Genomic DNA, 20,947 nt, shown 5'->3' with positions numbered 1-20,947 from the left:
CTGACGACGCTGGTCGAACGGCGTAGCAAGCCTGAAATGAAGGATTGGCCTGGCGTGGGTGAATTCGCAGTCTACATAGCCGCATGGCCAGCGTTGTCACATTTTGTTGCATTGCAAGATGCCCTGGGCAGGACTAACTAAAAGCCTCAATGGTTGCGAAGAATGCGCCGCTTTGACTAGCAAGTCTCTGAAATGACTTAGTATACGATTACCCGGAAGCCTTCCTGCATTACTGAAACTTAATCTGCCCTGTGCAGCTCAATGGCCTTTTCTGTGTTATTTGTTAGCAGCTGCAGCATTTGAGGAAAAGCGTCCCGTGAGTACTATTCCGACAGAGAAAACCGTGCTGGTGTTTCAGGGCGGTGGCGCTCTGGGCTCCTACCAGGCCGGCGCTTACGAAGCTCTGCATGAGGCTGGCATCCGCCCCGACTGGCTGGCGGGGATTTCTATCGGTTCGATCAACTCAGCCATCATTGCCGGAAGCCCCGTCGATCAGCGTGTCGATAACCTAAGGACCTTCTGGCATCGGGTCTCGTCCGGACTGCCCGGCCATTTTCTCGGCAATGGCAATGCGATGCGCAAATGGTTCAACGAATCCTCCGCTTTTCTGGGGTCTTTGACCGGTGTTCCCGGCTTTTTCACGCCACGCGTCTTTGCGCCATGGAACATCCTGGGCGATCCGATGGCCGCGATCAGCCTTTACGACACCGCGCCGTTGCAGGAGACCCTCGCCGGTCTAGTCGATTTCGACTTGATCAATTCCGGTGCCATCCGTCTCAGCCTCGGCGCTGTCGATGTTGTTAGCGGCAACTTCAATTATTTCGACAACCGCGATTGTGCTTTTTCGCCCAAACACGTGGCCGCCTCCGGGGCGTTGCCGCCGGGTTTTGCGCCCGTCGAGATCGACGGCCGCTATTATTGGGATGGAGGTATCGTTTCCAACACGCCGCTGCAGCGCATTCTCGGTGGTAGCGAGTTGGAGACGGATCTCTGCATCTTCCAGGTCGATTTGTTCAGCGCCAAGGGCGTGCTGCCGAAGGATGTCTTTGACGTCGATGCCCGTGAGAAGGAAATCCGTTTTTCCAGCCGCACGCGGCTCAACACCGACCAGTTCCGCAAGCTTCAGTCGGTGCGCATGGCGGCCAAGAGGCTGACTGAAAAGCTGCCGCCTGAGCTGAAGGACGATCCCGATGCGAGGCTCCTTGAAAAGATCGGCAATGATTGCGCCGTGACCATGGTGCACCTGATCTATCGGCATGCCGCCTATGAAACCGGATCTAAGGACTATGAGTTTTCGCGGCTCTCCGTGGAGGAACACTGGAAGGCCGGCCATGACGATGTGGTCGAGACGCTGAACCATCCAGATTGGCTCGACCGAACGCGTCCGACCAATGGGATACGGATTTTCGACCTTGCCGAGCAACGCCTGCGTGGGAAAAACCATGAAAATTGAAGATGTCGTTCGCAATGCCTTTGCCATGCCGCTGACCAGTCCATCCTACCCGCCAGGGCCTTACCGGTTCGTCAATCGCGAATATATGATCATCACCTATCGCACCGATGCGGAGGCCCTGCGCCGGGTCGTGCCCGAACCGCTGCAGTTCGATGAGCCGCTGGTGAAATATGAATTCATCCGCATGCCGGACTCGACCGGCTTTGGCGACTATACCGAATCCGGCCAGGTCATCCCGGTGACCTATCAAGGGGTACACGGCGGTTACGTGCATTCCATGTATCTCAACGACGACGCGCCGATCGCCGGCGGACGCGAAATCTGGGGCTTTCCGAAGAAACTGGCTGAGCCATCGCTGACATCCGTCAAGGATGCGCTGGTCGGCACGCTCGACTATGGCGGTCAGCGCGTCGCCACCGCAACGATGGGCTTCAAGCATCGGTCACTCGACGAGGGGAAAATCCTCGAAAGCCTGAAGCAGCCGAATTTCATGCTGAAGATTATTCCACATGTCGATTGCACACCGCGCATCTGCGAACTGGTGCGCTACTATCTGGAGGATCTGACGGTGAAGGGCGCGTGGGAAGGACCGGGCGCCCTGGCGCTGTTTCCGCACGCGCTGGCGCCGGTCGCCGACCTGCCGGTGCTTGAGGTCAAATCCGCCGTCCATATTCTCTCGGACCTGACGCTGGGCCTCGGCGAAGTGGTCCATGATTATCTGGCAAAATAAGGAGTCGAACCATGAAGCTCAGGGACAAGGTCTGCATCGTCACCGGCTCGGCCAGCGGTATCGGGCTAGCCATCGCGAAAAAATACGTTTCGGAAGGTGCCAAGGTCGTCATCGCCGACCTGAAGCTCGAGGCGGCGGAAGCGGCGGCCAAGGACCTGACGGCTGCGGGCCCGGGCGAGGCGATCGGTCTTGCGATGGACGTCACCAGCGAGGAAGCCGTGAATGCCGGCGTCGCCGCCGTCGTAACCAAGTGGGGCCGGGTGGATGTGCTCGTCTCCAATGCCGGCATCCAGATCGTCAACAAGATCGAGGACTACGCCTTTTCCGACTGGAAGAAGATGCTCGCCATCCATCTCGATGGCGCGTTCCTCACCACCAAGGCTTGCGTTCCACATATGAAGGCGCAGAAGGGCGGCGCGATCATCTATATGGGCTCGGTGCATTCGCATGAGGCTTCGCCGCTGAAATCGGCCTATGTCACCGCCAAGCACGGCTTGCTCGGCCTTGCTCGCGTGGTCGCCAAGGAAGGCGGACCGGATGGCGTGCGCGCCAACGTCATCTGCCCCGGCTTCGTCCGGACGCCGCTCGTCGACAAGCAAATTCCGGAACAGGCAAAGGAACTCGGAATTTCCGAAGACGAGGTCATCAAGAAAGTAATGCTCGGCGGCACTGTGGATGCACAGTTTACCACGGTTGACGATGTCGCCGAAGTGGCGCTGCTGTTTGCCGGTTTCGAGACCAATGCTCTCACCGGCCAGTCACTGGTTGTCAGCCATGGCTGGTACATGCAGTAACGGTCTCGCTGAGGCATCGCATCTGGGTCCGTCAAGGCTCAACGATGTTGCATGTGCCGCCGATGCCGCGGTGCCTGCATATGGGAAGACCTTCGGCTTCGGTCCATGTCGCGCCGGGAGCCGGGGCGCCGCCGCCAGGGCCACTCCGGCAAATCGCAGGTCGTCGGTATGCGGCGGCGCTACGGCCGCTCCGAATGTGGCGCTCGACCGACTGCGGCAAAGCGGGCCGGCTCGGTCAGAAAAGAGCGGCGCACATCCGGGCGTCGCCGCGGCTTACTCCGCCGCCGGTCCGTACAGGCCAAGCCGCTCGAGAATCGCCCGCTGCCGGCCGGCATTTTCGGCCAGCAGACCGGTGTAGCGATCGACGATCCGGTCGCGGTGGCTCGGGTCGGAGACAACGGAGAGCGCGCCGAGGATCGCGGCGACCTTTTCCGAGGTCCGTCGCAATTCGTCCAGCAGTTCCGAATTGCCGCTGATCTCGCTGACCACCCGCTTCGTCACCCTGCCGATTCCGGCCGGTGTGCGGCCGCCGGCCGAGACATACCCTTCCGGCAGGTCACCCTTCAGATTGGTGACCGACTTGAAGCGGATGACATCGAAGATCTGATCGACCGCCTGCTTGGCGCCGGTCACCCGAGAAGGATGGTCGGTATCGGCGGCGGCGTGCGGCAACAGTTCCAGCTTGCCCTTATGGCGCTCTTCGAGCGGCAGATAGGGAACCATCGGTCCGCTGAGCTTGCCGGTCGCTGCATCCTTGAAGAGATCGGCGTCGATTGCCGCGTGGGCAATCTTTCCGGACGACAGCGCCTGGTCGAGCGCTGCCGCATCGACGACCTCGCCCCGGTCGTAGTTGACCATCACCGCACCATCGTTCATCGCGTCGAGAACCTGCGTGTCGACGAAACCTGCGTTGGAGTAGACACCCGTCGCAGCGTCCAGCCGGCCAAGACCGATATGGACGGAGAGCACGTCAGCGCCGGTCGCCGCTTCAAACGGACTTGCGGCGTAATCGAAGCCTTCCGACTCGATCCAGCGTTGGTGATGCTGGCGCGCGTAGATCACCACCTTCATGCCGAAAGCCTTGGCGAGTTTGCCGACTTCGCGGCCGATATTGCCGTAGCCTAGAATGGCGATTTTCCGGCCCTCCAGCTTGGCGGTCGGGAAATCCTTGAGCTGGCGCCCGGTATCAAAGTCGCCGTTGGCAACCATCTGGTGCAGCCTGTCGACGGGCAGGTTGGGAACAACCTTAAGGATTGCCTTCATCGCCATCTGGGCAGTCGCCCGGCTGTTGATGCCGGGCGTGTTCATCAAAGGCGCCTCGCCGCCCTCGCCGTTGCCGCCGCCCCAGGAGGCCGAGCCCATATTGCCGGTCCCCGCGCCGATGCGCACGCCGCCGAACGGGAAGACGGAAGCCTTCGGGATGAAGGTCGCCGCCGCGATCAGCGCGTCATACTGGCCCTTGTCCGTCTGCGGCAGGATTTCGGCCTCGGTGCTGAGATTCGGCTGGTAGAAGAAATGGATGCGGCCCTTTTCCAACGCCGCCCTGTCGCCGATCGGGCCGGCATGGAAGACGCCGCCCTTCTCCTCGACATAGGTCCTGATTTCGCTGTCGTCGGGCTGCCCATCCGCGCCGAGGCGCAGGCCGACCAGATCGGCGATCAGCACCGTATAGGCCTGTTCGGGATCGTCCTTGCGGACCATCGCGCCGGCCTTCACAGGCGCCGCGAACGTGATGCCTTGCTTCGCCAGTTCCTCCTCGATCACGACGATCTTGGCGCGCAGATAGGCATATTGCAGGTTCTCCAGCAGCGCGACGACATCGGCCGGCTCGCGGATGCCGCCGACCCAGGCGCGGTAGTCGCCGGGCGTTCCCGGGAATGCGTTGACGTAGCGCGCCGCATCGAGGCCGGGCTCGAACTCCCCGTTCGGATGGGTAAAGCCCTCATAGCCGAGCAGTTGCTTCGAACGCGCGATAATGCGGGCATGGATCGCAGGATCGGTAATGCCGGCGTCCTCAACCTTTAGCAGCGTCACCGCCGCGCCGCGCCGCTCGGCATCGGTGACGGTGAGCGAAAACAGCGGGTGCGACTCGACCCAGCCGTCGATCACCGCCCGATTGGCCGCAGACCGCTTGTTGAGCTCGACCACCGAGCCGACCCGCGCCTCGGACTGCAGGAGGCCGAAGGTGGTTTCGGCAAAGGCAAGCGCGCTGTAGGTGTTGATGACGCCGCCGAGCATGCGATCTTCCGCGGCATCGTAAAACGGTCCGGCATCCACGGATCGCGTGGCTGAAAGCGGTTGCCGCGCATCGATCGGCGGCGCGAGCTTGAGCTGGCGCGGGATCGCCCAGGCCGGATCCTGCTGGTTCTTCTCGACGAGCGCCAAAGCATGCGGCGTGAAGGAGGCGACGAAATACCCCGACACCCCGCCGATTGCCTTCTGGAACGGCATGAACAAGCAGCATTTCGCCATCACGGCATCGACCAGCTCGGGCTCCCAAGGCATGGCGCCCAGCATCGACGTCGCGTCGAACACCGCATGGCGGTTTGCCGGATCGCCATCGATCCAGTTCAGCAGCTCGTGGATCTCACGGCTGGTATAGGCGTTGGCGCCGGTCGTCTCGTGGCCGACGCCGACGAAGATCGACACGCCGAGAGCGGAAAGCTCGCTGGCCGCCGGGATCACACCCTCGGAGGCTGCAAAATGAATGCGGCTTTCGCAGCCCTTTTCGGCGAAGCGCTGCATCTCGATCAGCTGCGTGGCCCAGGACTGACGGAAGAAGCCTGCCGCGCGAGCCGGATCGCTTTCCGGGCGCGGCGTATCGACGTAGACGCGCTGCGAGGCGTCGTTGGCGTTAATCAGGTGCTGGACGCAGACGGTATAGCCGCTGTGACCGCCGCCGAGTCCCACAGCCATCCGGTTCGCCTTCGGGAAGTGGAAGTAGCGGTGGATCGCCCGCATCATGTCGGTCAGAATTTTATCCGCCGGGTAGCCGCGGTGCATGCTGCGGGAAATTTCGGCGGTGGTGAAGCCGCCGATATCGTTGCCCTTGTCGTCGAACTTGCGATAGGTCTTCTCGATCCATGTATCGAAAGCGATGCGCCGCAGGCGGCTATCCACCTCGTCGGTGGTCGCATCTGTGATCGGACCGACGCCGAAAAACGGATTGGACGGCAGCTTCGGTGTTCCCGACTTCGTCAGTCGGAGCGCTTCAAGTCGCTGTTCCTGCATCTGCTCGATATTTGTCATGATCTGCCTATCGGTTTGAAAGGAAGGTGGGCAAGGCGGCCAAGGTCGTGGTTATGGTATCGCGTTTCGACCATTGCCTGAATGATCTTTCCTGTGCAAAACGCGTGACCGAAAACCCCTTCGAGCGCTGCGGCAAGAGTCGCCTCCACCAGGGTGGATATGGGTGATGCACTCCCCTATGCGGTTGCCGCGATCACAAAGACGCCCCTTTCGGCAACCCGCCATCGGCTGCCGGTTTCGGGTGGTGCCGCGCGGATATTGGCATTGCCGGCAATCTCTGATCTAGTCTGCAACTCTCTCCGCCGGGCAGTTCAGCCGCAGGCTCAAGACATTCGAAACGAGCGAGAGCTGTATTTTCATGACCACTCACCGCTTCATTCCGACGCGCTTTCACAATGTCATCGGCTCTCTTTCGCCGGCCCTGCACATCGCCGACGGCGATACCGTCGTCACCGAGACGCTCGACGCCGCCGGGCATGACAAGGACGGCATCAAGCAGGCATCCGGCCCCAATCCGATGAACGGCCCGATCTTCGTGGAAGGTGCCGAGCCCGGGGATGCGCTGAAGGTCGAGATCATCAGCATGATCCCGACCAGGGACACAGGTTTTACCGGCAGTGTCGTCGCCGCCAATGTGGTCGATCCCGAGGCGGTTCGCGACCTGCCGCCGCGCGATATCGCCATCTGGGCGATCGACCGCGAAGCCCTGACGGTCCGGCTTTCCGAACCGGTTGCAGGTCTTGAAAATTTCGTTCTGCCTCTCGCCCCGATGATCGGCTGTTTCGGCGTGGCGCCTAGCCTCGGCCAGGCGATATCGACCGCGACCAGCGGCGAATATGGCGGCAACATGGACTATCGGCTGTTCGGCCCCGGCACCACGGTCCGCTTGCCCGTAGCGGCCCCCGGCGCCCTGTTCTTTCTCGGCGACTGCCATGCCGTACAAGGAGATGGCGAGATCGTCGGAACCGGCGTCGAGACGACGTTCGAGGTCACGGTGCGGCTGACGGTGGAAAAGAAGGCCGGACTGGTCTGGCCGCGTGGAGAAACGGCCGAAGACATCTTCACGATCGGCAACGCCCGGCCCCTCGATCAGGCGCTTCCAGCACGCCACCAGCGAAATGCTGAACTGGCTGGCGGCGGATTATGGCCTGGACAGGACGGCGGCCAGCCATCTGCTCGGCCAGGTGGTGCGCTATGATGTCGGCAATGTCTTCGATCCGGCCTATACGATGGCTTGCCGCGTCGCCAAGAAATGGCTGGTTCGCCGATAGGCGAACGCTGGCGTAGGGTGCGGTCCAGCGACGTGATCGACCGCACGCGCGTCCTCAATCGTGCCGGGAGAGGAAACCGGAAACGGTCGCCAGGCAAAGCTGCTTTTCCTCCACATGCGGCATGTGGCTGGAATTTTCGAAGAGCACCCATTCGCAGCCGGGAACGTGTTCGAGATAGGGCCTTACCACCAGGGGTGTCGCCTCGTCATATTTTCCCGAGATCAGCAGCGTCGGGGCTTCGATGCGGTCCAACCTGTTCTCGATCGTCCAGTCCTTCATCGTCCCGATGACGTGAAATTCGGTCGGGCCGTTCATGTTGCGATAGACGGTGTTGTCTTCGTCCATGATCGCAAAGGTCCGCGCCACTTCAGGCGGCCACGGCACCGCCCGGCAGACATGGCGGTCATAGAAGACGCGCGAGGCGGCGATATATTCCGGATCGGTGAGGCTTCCCGCCAGTTCATGCTTCGAGAGCGTGTCCTGCACCTCCTTCGGCAGTTCCTGCCTCAGTCGGTTCGCCTCCGAAACCCAGGTATGCATGTTGGCCGGCGAGTTGGCGATGACAAGCGCCTTCAGGCCTTGCGGCCGGCGCACCGCGTGTTCGGCGCCGAGCATGCCGCCCCAGGACTGGCCGAGGAAGGCATAACGATCCCGAATGCCGAGATGGGAAAGCAGCGCGTCCAACTCTTCGAGAAACAGGCCGACCGTCCAGAAATCCGGCCCCTTTTCCGGAAGCCGGGTAGAATTGCCATTGCCGAGCTGGTCGTAATGGATGACCGGACGGCCGTCGAGGGCGGCGATATCCTTGAAGGAATCGACATAATCATGGGTGCAGCCAGGCCCGCCATGCGCGACGACGAGAGGCAGCTTGCCACTCTCCAGCGAACCGGTGACGCGATACCAGGTGTGATAGTCGCGAAAGGGCAGATAGGCTTCTTTGGTCGTGACCTCCCCCACGGGCGTCTCCATCTCATTAGCAATGAAAAAAAACATAACGCGGCGGCAACGAGGAAGGCAGCTATCACAAGTTATAGGGTGGCCAATTATGGGTCGGCCGGTCTTCGAGCAGGCGGTAATGGGTGGCGCGAACCACGGCCTGGGTGCGGTTGCGGGCGCCGAGTTTCTTTGTTGCGGCGTTCAGATGCATCACGACAGTCGGTACCGAACGGTCGATGATGCGGGAAATTTCCTTGGCGGAATAACCTTCCGCCGAATGGCGCAGGCATTCCCGTTCCCGCTCGGTCAGGCGGATCGTGCCGACGCTCTTCGCCCGCCTGTCGAAAAGCGAATAGGCGGTCTCATGGAAAACATGAGCAAGCAGGTTGAAGTCGGCGATATAGCGCAGTGCGTGCCGTTCGAACTCTTTGTTCCGGCCGAAGCGGATGCCGGTGACGGTCGCATAGTCGCCGCGTGGCATATGAACGGGAACGGTGACGCCGGTCGACATATCGCGTTCGCGCAAATAACGTGTCACCGGTGCGGTGTCGTCGGTCATGAAACGGTTGATCAGCGTGTCGGCGTCCGGGTCGTAGTTCCAGAAGAAGGGTGCGGAGGTGCGCAGCGCCACCTGCTGCACCGGATCGATACGGAAATAGCCGCGATTGAACCAGTAGTCGTGCATGTCGTCTGAGATATTCCGCAGCTTCAGCAGCGATGGTATCATGATCGCGCCGTCGAGATCGTAGGGAACGGGTGTATAGTCGTAGATCAGCGCCTCGAAGCCGATCTGCTTCATCGCCTCGAAGGCCTGGTCGATCCGGCCGTCCAGCGTTTCGTGCGCTGTAAACTGCCGTCTGATCGTTCCAATGTCGTCAAGAATGGGGTTGTCAAGCATGGGCTGCTCCCGGGTTCGGCATTGCGGCCCACCCTATCACTTCTTATAGCTGGCACTGAATGCGGTTTAAGGTAAAAATTTAGCCGTGCCCAAATATTGAGCAAGCGAAATCTTCTGCCGGAGCGATCAATGTGGCGTGAAATACGGCCGGACGAGCGATTGGAGATCGATGTCGATGGCTATCGCGTCGTTGCCTATAGTTTCGGGACCGGCAGCGAGACAGTTTTCTGCCTGAATGGCGGGCCGGGTCTGCCCTGCGATTACCTGCGCGAGGCGCATTCCTGCCTCACCGACAAAGGCTATCGTGTCGTCGCCTTCGACCAGCTCGGCACCGGCGCTTCCGATCGGCCGGACGATCTCTCGCTCTGGACGATCGGTCGTTATGTCGAGGAGACGGAGACGGTGCGCAAGGCATTGGGGCTTGGCAAGGTCCACATGCTCGGCCATTCCTGGGGCGGGTGGCTGGCTATCGAATATGCGCTGACCTATCCCGAAAACCTCAAGACGCTGATCCTCGAAGATACCGTCGCCGACATGCCGCATCTGATCTCGGAACTTGAACGGCTGCGCGCAGCGCTCGGCCCCGAAACCGTGGCCATGATGCAGAAGCACGAGGCGCAGGGCACCTACAATCATCCGGAATATCTCGCTGCCGTCACCATCCTCAACTATCGTCATGTCTGCCGTCTTCCGGAATGGCCGGCGCCGGTGCGCCGCTCGCTCGACGACTGGAACATGGCGCCCTACGCGACGATGCAGGGGCCGAACGAGTTTCTCTACATCGGCAACCTCAAGGATTGGAACCGCATCCCCGATCTGCCGCGGCTGACGCTGCCCGTGCTGATCACGACGGGAGAGCATGATGAGCTGACACCGGCATGCGCGCTCAGGATGAAGCTTGCGCTGCCGAATGCCGAACTGAAGGTATTTGCCAATGCCAGCCACATGCCGTTCTATGAGAACCCGCAGGACTATTATCCAGCACTTCTCGATTTTCTCGCCCGGCACAAGGCAGGCTGATGCAACAGGAAGCGGACCGAACCAGACGAAGACAAAGGGGCGATCGCCGTCATGCATCGCTATAAATTCGTTCTGACGCGACCGCTGCAGTTCCTGCCCGTCATCTTCGGCATCAGCGTCATCACTTTCATTCTGGTCCGGCTGATCCCCGGCGATCCGGCACGCAACATTCTTGGCACGCGCGCCACACCGGCGGCTCTTGCCAGCATCCGCGCCCAGTACGGCCTCGACCAGCCGATGTGGCTGCAATATGTCTATTTCCTCAAAAACCTCGCCAATGGCGAGATGGGCAAGTCGATCCTCTACAAGATCGACGTGCTGAAGCTGATCGTCACCCGCATCGAGCCGACGCTCGCCCTCGTCGTCTCCAGCGTCGTGCTTTCGGTCCTGATCGCGGTGCCGATGTCGGCGATTGCCGCACGCAATGCCGGCCGGGCGCCGGACCATGCGGTGCGCATCGTCTCGACCTTCGGCATCGGCTTTCCGCCCTTCTGGCTGGGGCTGATGCTGATTATCCTGTTTAGCGTCGATCTCGGTATCCTGCCGGTCTCGGGCTATGGCGCGACGATCGGCGAAAAGCTGTCGCATCTCGTGCTGCCGAGCCTGACGGTTGCGCTGTCGCTCTCGACCGTACTGACGCGCAGCCTGCGCGCGGCAATGATCGAGCAGCTGAAATCGGACGTCGCGACGGCGGCGCGCGCCCGCGGCATGCCGGAGAGAATCGTCTTCTGGCGGCATGTCCTGCCGAATTCGCTGGTGCCGACGATCAACCTGCTCGCCGTCAACATCGGCTGGCTGATCGGCGGCACGGTGGTGGTCGAGAGCGTCTTTGCGCTGCCCGGCATGGGACAGCTGCTCGTCAGGGCGATCTTCTCACGCGACTACATGGTGGTCCAAGGCGTCGCCATGGTCTTTGCCTGCGCCACCGTGCTCATCAACTTCATCGCCGACATCGTCACTGTCGCCGTCGATCCGAGGGTGAAGCTATGAGCATCGAGGCGATCGCCCCCGCCTCCCCCGGCTGGCGCCGCTTCTTCGGCCGGCGGCCGATGCTTGCGTTCAGTGCCGGCCTGCTGCTGTTCTTCGTGCTGCTGGCGATCGGCGCGCCCCTCGTCGCGCCCTACGATCCGATCATGCAGAATGCCGAGGTGCGACTGCAGGCGCCTTCGCTGTTGCATCCCTTCGGCACCGACAATTTCGGCCGCGATATCCTCTCCCGCGTCATCTGGGGCGCGCGCCTCGACCTGCAGATGGCACTGATCGGCGTCATCTTCCCCTTCCTGATCGGCACGACGGTCGGCACGATTGCCGGCTTCTTCGGTGGGATCGTCGATGCGCTGTTCATGCGTCTTGTCGATATCATCCTCGCCTTTCCCTTCCTGGTGCTGATGCTGTCGATCATCGCGATCCTCGGCCCCGGCCTCGGCAGCTTCTACATCGCCATGGCGCTGGTCGGCTGGGTCTCCTATGCGCGGCTGATCCGGGCGCAGATGCTGGTGCTGAAAAGCAGCGACTATGCCGTTGCCGCCGTCAGCCTTGGCTTCAGCCGCCCGCGCATCATGTTCCGCCACCTGTTGCCGAACGCGATCGCCGGCTCGATCGTCTTTGCGATGTCCGATGCGACGCTGGTATTGCTCAGCGGCGCCGCCGTCAGCTATCTCGGCCTCGGCGTCCAGCCGCCGATCGCCGAATGGGGCGTCATGGTCGCGGAAGGACAGAGCTTCATTACCACGGCTTGGTGGATCACGTTGTTTCCCGGCCTCTCCATCGTCTGCCTCGCCTTCGGCTTCAGCATGCTGGGCGATGCGCTCGGCGAACTGCTGGGGGTGCATGAATGAGCCGCTCCGTGCTGTCCGTCCGTGATCTTACCGTCAAGGCACATGTCGATTCCGGCCCGCGTACGCTCATCGATTCGGTGTCGCTCGATCTCGGCAAGGGCGAGATTCTCGGCCTCGTCGGCGAGAGCGGCTCGGGCAAGAGCCTGTTCTGCCGCTCGCTGGTGCGCCTGCTGCCCTCCTCGCTGCTGAAGATCGAAAGCGGTAGCGTGCTGCTGGAAGGGCGCGACCTCATGCGGATCGACGATGGCGAGATGCTGAAAGTGCGCGGCGGCGAGATCGGCATGATCTTCCAGAACCCGACCAGCCATCTCGACCCGGTAATGCGGATCGGCGACCAGATCGCCGAGGGCATCCGCTATCACCAGGAACTCGGCGCTCGCGAGGCTCGCGGCGCGGCAACGGAAATCCTGGCGCAGGTCGGGTTTCCCGATCCCGTGCGCCAATACGACAGCTACCCGCACGAATTTTCCGGCGGCATGCGGCAGCGGGCGATGATCGGCGTGGCGCTGTCCTGCAATCCGAAAATCCTGATCGCCGATGAGCCGACCACGGCGCTCGACGTGACCATCCAGGCGCAGATCCTGCGGCTGTTGATGGACATTCGTGATCGGCGCGGCCTGTCGATCATTCTGATCACCCACGATCTCGGCATCGTCGCCCAGACTTGCGACCGCATCGCCGTGCTGCGCGGCGGCAAGCTCATCGAAGAGGGGCCGAAGCGGACGATCCTGGCGCGGCCTCAGCATCCCTATACGATCAATCTGATCAACAGCCACCCTTCCATCCCGGGCGACACGGCCGCGCCGCTGCTCGAGCTTGCAGCGGCCAGCCAACCGGCAAGGCCATTGCTCGAAATCGACGATCTCCATGTGCGCTTCAGAGCCGGCGGCGCCCTGCTCAGGGGCGGCGCCAAGACGGTCAGCGCCGTTGCCGGCGTCAGTCTGCAGATCATGCCGGGCGAGACGGTCGGCATCGTCGGCGAATCCGGCAGCGGCAAGAGCACGCTTGCCCGCGCCGTGCTCGGCCTCACGCCGCTTTCCTCGGGCCACGTCACCTTCGACGGCGTCGATCTGGCGCTGCAGAAAAGCGCTGGCCTGGCAAAGCTCAGGCGCGAGACGGCGATGGTCTTCCAGGACCCATACAATGCGCTCAATCCGCGGCTGACGATCGGGCAGATGTTGGCCGAAGTGTTGAAGGTGCAGGGCAAGGTCGCGAGGACCGATATCCCGGCGCGGATCGGCGAACTGCTCGATCTCGTCGGCCTCGAACGCGAATTCGCCGGCCGCAAACCGCGCAGCATGAGCGGCGGCCAGTGCCAGCGCGCCGGCATCGCCCGTGCGCTTGCCGTTGATCCGAAGCTGATCATCGCCGACGAATGCGTGGCGGCCCTCGACGTCACCATCCAGGCGCAGATCATCGAGCTCTTCCGCGAGCTCACGGCGAAGATGAACCTCACGCTGATGTTCATCGCCCACGACCTCGCGATCGTCCGCAATCTCTGCGAACGCGTCGTCGTGATGTATCGCGGCGAAATCGTCGAGGAAGGTTGTTCCGAAGAAGTCTTCGCGCGGCCGAAGCATCCCTATACGGCGGCGCTGATCGCCGCCATTCCCGACATCGATCCTGACAAGCGGCTGCTGCAAGACGCCGACGTCAAGGACGATCCGCATTCTATGCCGATCCAACCCATCAAACGCATGCCATAACAACGAAGGGAACGAACTCATGACAAACAGGTGGAAATCAATCGGGCTTGCAGCCTTGCTCGCCGGTCTGACGCTCAGCGCAAGCTATGCCGAGGCCGCCGGTGTGCTCACCATCGGTCGCCGCGAGGATTCGACGACATTCGATCCGATCAAGACCGCGCAGAACATCGACAACTGGGTGTTCTCCAATGTCTACGACGTGCTGATCCGCGTCGACAAGACAGGCACGAAACTGGAGCCGGGCCTCGCCGAAAGCTGGACCACTTCGGATGACGGGCTGACCTACACCCTGAAGATTCGTGACACGAAGTTCTCCGACGGCTCGCCGCTGACGGCGGAAGACGCCGCCTACAGCTTGCTGCGCATCCGCGACGACCCCGCCTCGCTCTGGAGCGATTCCTACAAGGTGATCGACACGGCGGTCGCGACCGACGCGCGCACGCTGACGATCAAGCTCAAGAACCAATCGGCGCCGTTCCTCTCGACGCTGGCGCTTCCCAATGCCTCCGTCATCTCCAAGAAGGGCATGGAATCGCTGGGTCCCGACGCCTATGGCGAAAAGCCGATCGCATCCGGCGCCTTCGTGGTCGAGGAATGGCGGCGCGGCGACCGCGTCATTCTGAAGAAGAACCCGAATTTCTGGCAGGCCGACCGCGTCAAGCTCGACGGCGTCGAGTGGATCTCGGTGCCTGACGACAACACCCGCATGCTGAACGTTCAGGCGGGCGAACTGGATACGGCGATCTTCGTTCCCTTCTCCCGCGTCGAAGAGCTGAAGAAGGACCCGAACCTCAACGTCGATATCGACGCTTCGACCCGCGAGGATCATCTTCTGATCAACCATGCGCATGGCGCGCTCGGGAAGAAGGAAGTCCGCCAGGCGCTGGACCTTGCGATCGACAAAAAAGCGATCGTCGATACTGTCACCTTCGGCCAGGGCACGGTCGCCAATTCCTACGTTCCGAAGGGCGCGCTCTATTATTATGCCGACAATCTGCAGCGGCCTTATGATCCTGCAAAGGCAAAGGAGTTGCTGGCGGCCGCCGGCGCCTCCGATCTGACGCTGAACTACCTGGTGCGCGCCGGCGACGAAGTCGACGAACAGACGGCCGTACTGGTCCAGCAGCAGCTGCAGAAGGCCGGCATCACCGCCAATCTGCAGAAGGTCGACCCGAGCCAGGAATGGGACATGCTCGTTGCCGGCGACTACGACGTCTCGGTCAACTATTGGACCAACGACATTCTCGACCCGGACCAGAAGACCACCTTCGTCCTCGGCCACGATTCCAACAACAACTATTTGACCAACTACAAGAACGAGGCGGTGAAGGAACTGGTCGCCAAGGCGCGTCTCGAGCTCGACCCGAAGAAGCGCGAACAGATGTATGTCGATCTGCAGAAGATGGCCAAAGACGACGTCAACTGGATCGACCTCTATTACAGCCCCTATATCAACGTCTCGCGCAAGAATATCGAGAACTTCTACCAGAACCCGCTCGGCCGGTTCTTCCTGGAAGATACGGTCAAGAATTGAGTTCGGGCAGCATGCAGATGCTCCGCCGCCGTAAAGCGGCGGAGCCTATCGCTGCAGTAAGTGGCTGATGCCGCTTGCTTACTCGGCGGCCGCAAGTTTGTCCTGCGTCCTGGTGTCGAAGTCGCTGGCGTCGTGGCGCTCGTGTAACTGGCTCGAGGGCTCGCCGGAGAGGCGGTTGACCATCCGGCCGCGTTGCACGGCCGGCCGGCTGTGAATGGTGTCGGCCCAGCGCAGCACGTTCTTATAGTCCTCGACCTGCAGAAACTCGGCTGCGCCGTAGGTCCACCCCTTCACCAAACCGCCATACCAGGGCCAGACGGCAATATCGGCGATCGTATATTCGCTGCCGCCTAGATACTCGCTTTCGGCCAGGCGACGATCGAGCACGTCGAGCTGACGCTTCACTTCCATGGCGAAGCGGTCGATCGCATATTCGATCTTCGTCGGCGCATAGGCATAGAAATGGCCGAAGCCGCCGCCGAGATAGGGTGCGCTTCCCATCTGCCAGAACAGCCAGGACAGGCATTCGGCGCGGTCGGCTGGCTCGGTCGGCAGGAAGGCGCCGAACTTCTCGGCGAGATAGGTAAGGATGGCGCCGGATTCGAAGACACGGATCGGCTTTGGCCCGCTGCGGTCCATCAGCGCCGGTATCTTGGAATTGGGATTGACTGCGACGAAGCCGCTTCCGAACTGATCGCCATCGCCGATCTTGATCAGCCAGGCGTCATACTCGGCACCTTCATGACCAAGCGCCAGTAGTTCCTCGAGCATGATCGTGACCTTCTGGCCGTTCGGCGTTCCGAGCGAATAGAGCTGCAGCGGATGGCGGCCGACTGGAAGCTCCTTGTCATGCGTCGGTCCCGCGATCGGCCGATTGATGCTGGCGAATTGGCCGCCATTCGCCTTGTTCCAGGTCCAGACCTTCGGGGGTGTATAGTCGGGAGAACCGCTCATCTTTCAAACTCCTGGCATTGGTCAGACAGAGTGCGGCGCAGGTTGGGTTGCCGCATTTTTCCTGACATAGCAGAGGCGATGAGGTTTTGTCACAGGTGTCGGCGCGGTTTCACGCAATCGTCAGAGTTTTGGCAAAGCTGAAGAAAACGGCTGCTTCAGGCATCCGCCTCGGGAAGACGCCTGCCTGTTGCTGCTGAAAACAGGTGTTCGGTGGCGGCCCGCAAGGCGAAGCGGATCGTGTCGCCGGGCCTTACGGCAATGCGCTCGCGAAACAGCATGTTGACGTTTTCTTCGCCGATCCGGGCGACGACCTGTACCTCTGCCCCTGTCGGCTCGACGACGACGATCTTCGCCGGCGTTCCTTCGTCGGCGATGACGAACTGTTCCGGCCTGATGCCGTAGATGAGCTCTTCACCGGGATCGGCTGTGCCGGGACGCAGCGACAGTGGCATGGCGACGCCGCTGTTGGTGCGGAAGATCGAAGGGGCGTCGGCCTGGATGCGGCCCTTGAGCAGGTTCATCGGCGGCATGCCGATGAAACCGGCGACGAAGGTGGTTGCGGGGCGATCATAGATCTCCAACGGAGTTCCGATCTGCTCGACGATGCCGTCACGCATGACGACGATGCGGTCGGCCATGGTCATCGCTTCGGTCTGGTCGTGGGTGACGTAGACGGTGGTGATCTTCAGCCGCTGGTGAAGCTCCTTGATCTCGGCGCGCATCGCCACGCGCAGCTTGGCGTCGAGATTGGAAAGCGGTTCGTCGAAGAGGAACACTTTCGGATCGCGTACGATCGCGCGGCCCATGGCGACGCGCTGACGCTGGCCGCCTGAGAGATGGCGCGGGTGGCGGTCGAGATAGGGTTCCAGCTTCAGGATCTTTGCGGCGGATTGCACCCGGCGGCCGATCTCGTCCTTGGCCGTACCGCGCAGCTTCAGGGAAAAGCCCATATTCTCGGCCACCGTCAGATGCGGATAGAGCGCATAGCTCTGGAACACCATGGCAATGTCGCGCTCCTTCGACGGCAGGTCGTTGACCATGCGGCCGCCGATCGAAAGCCGTCCGTCCGAGATCGTCTCCAGGCCGGCGATCATGCGCAGCAGCGTGGACTTGCCGCAGCCGGACGGTCCGACGAGCACGATGAATTCGCCATCTTCGATATCGACGTCGACGCCGTGGATGACCGGCAGGCTGCCGTAGGACTTGCGGATGTTGTGAAGCGCAATCGACGCCATGATGATAGTCCCTCCCCCACGAGACAGGATGATTTCAGGCCGCGCCCTCGCCTTCATGATTGACCGCCGTCCTGGTGCCGGAGGAAAACATGATCAGGGCGAAGAGCGGTTCGGTACCGAGCGCGCGCGCCCAGTGACGGACATTGCGGGGTATCCGGATGGCGTCGCCGGCTTCGAGACGATAGAGCGCATCGCCGAGCTTGTGCTCGCAATGGCCGGAAACGACGTAGAGAATTTCCTCGCAATCCGGATGCGAGTGCAACTGGTTGCGCTCGCCGGGATTGATCCGGCAGGTGCCGAAGGTCATCTCGGCGCCGGGCGTGCCGTCGCCGGTGATCTTCCAATTGAGTTCGCCCCATGTGGTCGGCATGAATTCGCCGCCGGCTTTCCTGAAAATGACATCGCTATCGCTCAAGGCTGTTCCTCCCCTGTCAGAGATTGGTGGTGACGCCGGCATCCGCGCGTCTGTAGAATTCGAAGAGCTTCATGATCTCGCTGGCGATTTCGAGCGTGCCCCTGGAGATCGGCGTGCCGGAGAGGATCGCATCGGTCAGATGCAGGATTTCGGGCACATAACCGAGATAAAACAGGTTGTTGTTGTAGAGCTGGCCGAGCGAATGCTCCGGTTCGTAGAACAGCGCCGCATTCTCGTCCGGCTGGATGAAGCTTGCGGCGCGGCCGTAGGACGGCAAGTCGGCCTTGCGGAAGTAAGTCAGCCGGCTGCCGTTTTCGACGATGGCGTTGGCGCCTTCGCCGATGATCTCGACCCGCTCGAAGATGCTGCCGCCGGACTGGCCGGCGGCAAGATGCAGCGTGCCGATCGCGCCGGAGCGGAAGCGCAGGCTGGTGACGGTCGCGCCCGTCAACGCTTCCCATTCGTAACCCGCACGTTCGATCTCGCCGCCGAGGAAGTTGAGGATGGCGCCTGGATGGTAGATATGGTCGAGAAAGCTCTGCATCTTGACGAGATCGGCGCGGTCTTCTGGGCTCGGCAGGCTCTGGGGATAGCGGACATTGATCGAAGTCAGCCGGCCGAAACCGGGCGAGCCGATCAAATCCTTCAGCTTCTCGATGGTCGGGAAGAAGGTCTTCTTGAGACCGGTCATCACCATGCGGCCGGCCGCCGCACTTGCCGCCTGCAGCCTTTCGATATCGGCAAGGCTTGCCGCCGTCGGCTTCTCCATCCAGACGTGAGCGCCCGCGGCAAGCGCGTCGAGCGCCAGATCGGTTGCCTGCACCCGGCCGTCAGGATGATAGGCGGTGACGAGAAAGACCAGGTCCGGCTTTTCCCGTGCGAGCATTTCGCGATGATCGGTATAGGCTTTCCCGGCGCCGAAAAGTTTGGCGAATTTCTCGGCGCGGCCGAGATCGAGATCGCAGATGCCGGCAAGTTCGACCGGCGCGTAACGCAGCGCCGGATAGACATTGCGATAGGCATGGCCGCCGGCGCCGATGAAGCAGGCCTTGATACGGTGGTCGTATTCGAAGTTGTAGCGGATTTCCCGCTGGACATGATGCGACATGGTCAGCCCTTGATTGCTCCCTGCGTCAGCCCCTCGGTGAAGCGGCGCTGCATCAGGATGTAGAGAAGAATGATCGGCAGGAATGAAATGACGGTCCCGGAAAAGACCAGGCGGTAGTCGGAAGCATAGGTGCTGGCGAAACGGACCAGCCCGAGCGGCAGCGTCTGTACCTCGGGACTGATCAGCACGATCAGCGGCAGGAAAAAGTCGTTCCAGGTGGAGAGCGCGCTGATGATGACGAGCGCCTGCACCGCCGGCGTGGAGATCGGCAGAAAGACCTTGGTAAGGATCTGCAGATGGGAGGCGCCGTCGATCTTGGCGGCCTCGATCAGATCATCAGGCACGCCGATGAAGAAGCTCCGCATCAGGAAGATGCCGAAGGGAATGCCGTTGCTCACCTGCACCAGGACGATGCCGGTCAGCGTGTTGACGAGATTGAGCCCGAAAAGCACCTGGTAGAGCGGGATGACGATCGCCTGGACCGGCACGGTCAAGCCGAGGATGAAGGCGTAGAACAGCCATTCCCGGCCGGGAAAACGGATCTTGGCGAGCGCATAGCCGGCAGGCGCGCAGGTGATCAGCGACAGGATGACGACGCCGATGAGATTGATGAGGCTGTTGCCGACGAGTTCACCGAACCCGCCGATCTGCCATGCATCCAGATAGTTCCGCCACATCAGGTCGGCGGGCCAGGTGAAGGGGTCGGCCTGGCCGATCTCGGCCTCGGTCTTGAAACTCGAGACCACCAGCCAGATGAAGGGGGCAAGGATCAGGATCAATGCCGGGGTCAGCGCCAGCGCCACCGGCCATTCGCGATTACGGACGCTCATTGCGAAAGCCTCGCGCGCCAGCGGTTGAAGACGATGGTGATGGTGATCGCAAGCAGGCTAAGCAAGATGCAGAGCACCGCCGCAAGCCCGTGGTCCTGGGACTGGAAAGCAAGCCGGTAGATGTAGGTGGTGATCAGCTCGCTCTGATAGAACGGCCCGCCATTGGTCATGACGAAGACGGTGGCGAAACCCTTTAACCCGTTGATCATCGCCAGCGAGACGACGAAGGTCGTGACCTCGCGAAGCCCCGGCAGCGTCACGTAGATCAGCTTCTGGAAGGCGTTGGCGCCGTCCACTTCGGCTGCGTCGTAGAGCGAGCGGTCGATGTTCTGCAGGCCTGCGATGAAGAGCAGCATGTAAAGGCCGAAGCCCTGCCACGAGCTTGCGACATTGACGGAAAAGAGCACCAAAGCGGGATCGGAAAGCCACCCTTGCGTGAAAGCGCCGAGCCCGATCCGCGTCAAGGCGGTATTCAGCAGGCCGAAGAAGGGATCGTAGATATTGGCCCAGATGACGCCGACGACCGCCAGCGACACCAGATGCGGCAGGAAGAAGGCGGTTCGGAAGAAGACCTGGGTGATCCGCAGCCTGCTGACGGCAAGCGCCAGCAGGAGGCCAAGCCCGCCTGCCATCACCACGTGATAGGCCAGCCAGAGGAAGGTATGGACGAGGCTCTTCCAGACGATCGGATCCTGTGCCGCCTTGGCATAGTTGTCGAAGCCGACGAAGCTGGCGGAGGTATTGAAGCCGGCAGAGCTGTTGAAGCTCAGCCAGAAGGTGGCGGCGATCGGCAGCAAGGTGAAGACGGCATAAAGGGCGAGCGCCGGCGCCATCAGCCACAATGCGGTGCGGGCATCGCCATCGGATGAACCATCAGATGAGGCGGCCCCAGCCGTCCGGCGTTCGGACATACGGGCGGACAGGCCGCCCGTATGTCCCGCCACGGCAGGCGCATCCCTGAGGGGAGCCACGACCT

General features: G+C 61.8%; 17 protein-coding genes and 1 pseudogene. 9 read left to right on the top strand and 9 right to left on the bottom strand.

Going from position 1 to position 20,947, the window contains the following annotated elements:
* Positions 1-316: 316 nt before the first annotated feature.
* The 3 genes from OIU37_RS33500 to OIU37_RS33490 are packed head-to-tail and all read left to right on the top strand — an operon-like array spanning position 317 to position 2,977.
* Positions 317-1,453, top strand: coding sequence for a patatin-like phospholipase family protein (locus tag OIU37_RS33500; RefSeq protein WP_264259976.1), 1,137 nt, complete (start codon positions 317-319; stop codon positions 1,451-1,453).
* Entirely contained in the window at positions 1,443-2,183 is a 741-nt protein-coding gene (locus OIU37_RS33495) for an acetoacetate decarboxylase (RefSeq protein WP_264259975.1), read from the top strand. Before OIU37_RS33500 ends, OIU37_RS33495 begins: the two co-directional genes overlap by 11 nt.
* 11 nt (positions 2,184-2,194) lie before the next feature.
* A complete protein-coding gene (locus OIU37_RS33490; protein ID WP_029875400.1) occupies positions 2,195-2,977 on the top strand; it encodes a 3-hydroxybutyrate dehydrogenase in 783 nt (260 codons plus the stop codon).
* A gap of 273 nt (positions 2,978-3,250) precedes the next feature.
* Here OIU37_RS33490 and OIU37_RS33485 read toward each other — a convergent pair whose 3' ends face one another.
* The gene (locus OIU37_RS33485; RefSeq protein WP_264259974.1) at positions 3,251-6,226 is read right to left on the bottom strand and encodes an NAD(P)-dependent oxidoreductase; all 2,976 of its coding nucleotides are present in this window, start codon (positions 6,224-6,226) and stop codon (positions 3,251-3,253) included.
* 358 nt (positions 6,227-6,584) lie between these two features.
* Between OIU37_RS33485 and OIU37_RS33480 the strand changes: the two are divergent.
* Positions 6,585-7,497: pseudogene (locus tag OIU37_RS33480) on the top strand (acetamidase/formamidase family protein).
* Between the two features lie 54 nt (positions 7,498-7,551).
* On the opposite strand, the gene OIU37_RS33475 reads toward OIU37_RS33480, so the two are convergent.
* Together OIU37_RS33475 and OIU37_RS33470 are read right to left on the bottom strand one after the other, a co-directional pair.
* Complete coding sequence (locus tag OIU37_RS33475; protein WP_264259973.1) at positions 7,552-8,454, bottom strand: proline iminopeptidase-family hydrolase; 903 nt, start codon at positions 8,452-8,454, stop codon at positions 7,552-7,554.
* 64 nt (positions 8,455-8,518) lie between these two features.
* Positions 8,519-9,331 (bottom strand): LuxR family transcriptional regulator, encoded by an 813-nt coding sequence (locus tag OIU37_RS33470; RefSeq protein WP_264259972.1) that lies wholly within the window; start codon positions 9,329-9,331, stop codon positions 8,519-8,521.
* A gap of 129 nt (positions 9,332-9,460) precedes the next feature.
* On the opposite strand from OIU37_RS33470, the gene OIU37_RS33465 reads away from it, so the two are divergent.
* Genes OIU37_RS33465 through OIU37_RS33445 form a run of 5 tightly spaced genes read left to right on the top strand, consistent with a single transcriptional unit; the run spans position 9,461 to position 15,429 of the window.
* Positions 9,461-10,351 (top strand): proline iminopeptidase-family hydrolase, encoded by an 891-nt coding sequence (locus OIU37_RS33465; RefSeq protein ID WP_264259971.1) that lies wholly within the window; start codon positions 9,461-9,463, stop codon positions 10,349-10,351.
* A 51-nt stretch (positions 10,352-10,402) separates the two neighbouring features.
* Entirely contained in the window at positions 10,403-11,341 is a 939-nt protein-coding gene (locus OIU37_RS33460) for an ABC transporter permease (protein WP_182211158.1), read from the top strand.
* Positions 11,338-12,189, top strand: coding sequence for an ABC transporter permease (locus OIU37_RS33455; protein ID WP_264259970.1), 852 nt, complete (start codon positions 11,338-11,340; stop codon positions 12,187-12,189). Before OIU37_RS33460 ends, OIU37_RS33455 begins: the two co-directional genes overlap by 4 nt.
* A complete protein-coding gene (locus OIU37_RS33450) occupies positions 12,186-13,895 on the top strand; it encodes an ABC transporter ATP-binding protein (protein ID WP_264259969.1) in 1,710 nt (569 codons plus the stop codon). The genes OIU37_RS33455 and OIU37_RS33450 overlap by 4 nt, the downstream gene beginning before the upstream one ends.
* A 19-nt stretch (positions 13,896-13,914) precedes the next feature.
* Positions 13,915-15,429, top strand: coding sequence for an ABC transporter substrate-binding protein (locus OIU37_RS33445; RefSeq protein ID WP_180695497.1), 1,515 nt, complete (start codon positions 13,915-13,917; stop codon positions 15,427-15,429).
* Between the two features lie 78 nt (positions 15,430-15,507).
* Here the strand turns inward: OIU37_RS33445 and yghU are convergent, their stop codons facing one another.
* The 6 genes from yghU to OIU37_RS33415 form a co-directional block, all read right to left on the bottom strand.
* Entirely contained in the window at positions 15,508-16,383 is an 876-nt protein-coding gene (gene yghU / locus OIU37_RS33440) for a glutathione-dependent disulfide-bond oxidoreductase (RefSeq protein ID WP_171605268.1), read from the bottom strand.
* Positions 16,384-16,538: 155 nt separating this feature from the next.
* Complete coding sequence (locus tag OIU37_RS33435; protein ID WP_180695499.1) at positions 16,539-17,618, bottom strand: ABC transporter ATP-binding protein; 1,080 nt, start codon at positions 17,616-17,618, stop codon at positions 16,539-16,541.
* A 34-nt stretch (positions 17,619-17,652) separates the two neighbouring features.
* Entirely contained in the window at positions 17,653-18,033 is a 381-nt protein-coding gene (locus tag OIU37_RS33430) for a cupin domain-containing protein (protein WP_129417095.1), read from the bottom strand.
* 16 nt (positions 18,034-18,049) lie between these two features.
* Positions 18,050-19,141 (bottom strand): Gfo/Idh/MocA family protein, encoded by a 1,092-nt coding sequence (locus OIU37_RS33425; protein ID WP_171605266.1) that lies wholly within the window; start codon positions 19,139-19,141, stop codon positions 18,050-18,052.
* Positions 19,142-19,143: 2 nt separating this feature from the next.
* A complete protein-coding gene (locus OIU37_RS33420) occupies positions 19,144-19,971 on the bottom strand; it encodes a carbohydrate ABC transporter permease (protein ID WP_180695501.1) in 828 nt (275 codons plus the stop codon).
* Positions 19,968-20,915, bottom strand: a complete 948-nt coding sequence (locus OIU37_RS33415) for a carbohydrate ABC transporter permease (RefSeq protein WP_372353399.1) — start codon at positions 20,913-20,915, stop codon at positions 19,968-19,970. Before OIU37_RS33415 ends, OIU37_RS33420 begins: the two co-directional genes overlap by 4 nt.
* Positions 20,916-20,947: the final 32 nt, after the last annotated feature.

This window comes from Rhizobium sp. BT-226 (assembly GCF_025847085.2).
Taxonomy (GTDB): Bacteria; Pseudomonadota; Alphaproteobacteria; order Rhizobiales; family Rhizobiaceae; genus Rhizobium; species Rhizobium sophorae.
This window is presented reverse-complemented; position numbering and strand designations above follow the sequence as displayed.

Coding starts and splice junctions, on each gene's coding strand:
- OIU37_RS33495 (WP_264259975.1), top strand. CDS start 1,443: ATGAAAATTGAAGATGTCGTTCGCAATGCCTTTGCCATGCCGCTGACC.
- OIU37_RS33490 (WP_029875400.1), top strand. CDS start 2,195: ATGAAGCTCAGGGACAAGGTCTGCATCGTCACCGGCTCGGCCAGCGGT.
- OIU37_RS33485 (WP_264259974.1), bottom strand. CDS start 6,226: ATGACAAATATCGAGCAGATGCAGGAACAGCGACTTGAAGCGCTCCGA.
- OIU37_RS33470 (WP_264259972.1), bottom strand. CDS start 9,331: ATGCTTGACAACCCCATTCTTGACGACATTGGAACGATCAGACGGCAG.
- OIU37_RS33465 (WP_264259971.1), top strand. CDS start 9,461: ATGTGGCGTGAAATACGGCCGGACGAGCGATTGGAGATCGATGTCGAT.
- OIU37_RS33460 (WP_182211158.1), top strand. CDS start 10,403: ATGCATCGCTATAAATTCGTTCTGACGCGACCGCTGCAGTTCCTGCCC.
- OIU37_RS33455 (WP_264259970.1), top strand. CDS start 11,338: ATGAGCATCGAGGCGATCGCCCCCGCCTCCCCCGGCTGGCGCCGCTTC.
- OIU37_RS33450 (WP_264259969.1), top strand. CDS start 12,186: ATGAGCCGCTCCGTGCTGTCCGTCCGTGATCTTACCGTCAAGGCACAT.
- OIU37_RS33445 (WP_180695497.1), top strand. CDS start 13,915: ATGACAAACAGGTGGAAATCAATCGGGCTTGCAGCCTTGCTCGCCGGT.
- yghU (WP_171605268.1), bottom strand. CDS start 16,383: ATGAGCGGTTCTCCCGACTATACACCCCCGAAGGTCTGGACCTGGAAC.
- OIU37_RS33435 (WP_180695499.1), bottom strand. CDS start 17,618: ATGGCGTCGATTGCGCTTCACAACATCCGCAAGTCCTACGGCAGCCTG.
- OIU37_RS33425 (WP_171605266.1), bottom strand. CDS start 19,141: ATGTCGCATCATGTCCAGCGGGAAATCCGCTACAACTTCGAATACGAC.
- OIU37_RS33420 (WP_180695501.1), bottom strand. CDS start 19,971: ATGAGCGTCCGTAATCGCGAATGGCCGGTGGCGCTGGCGCTGACCCCG.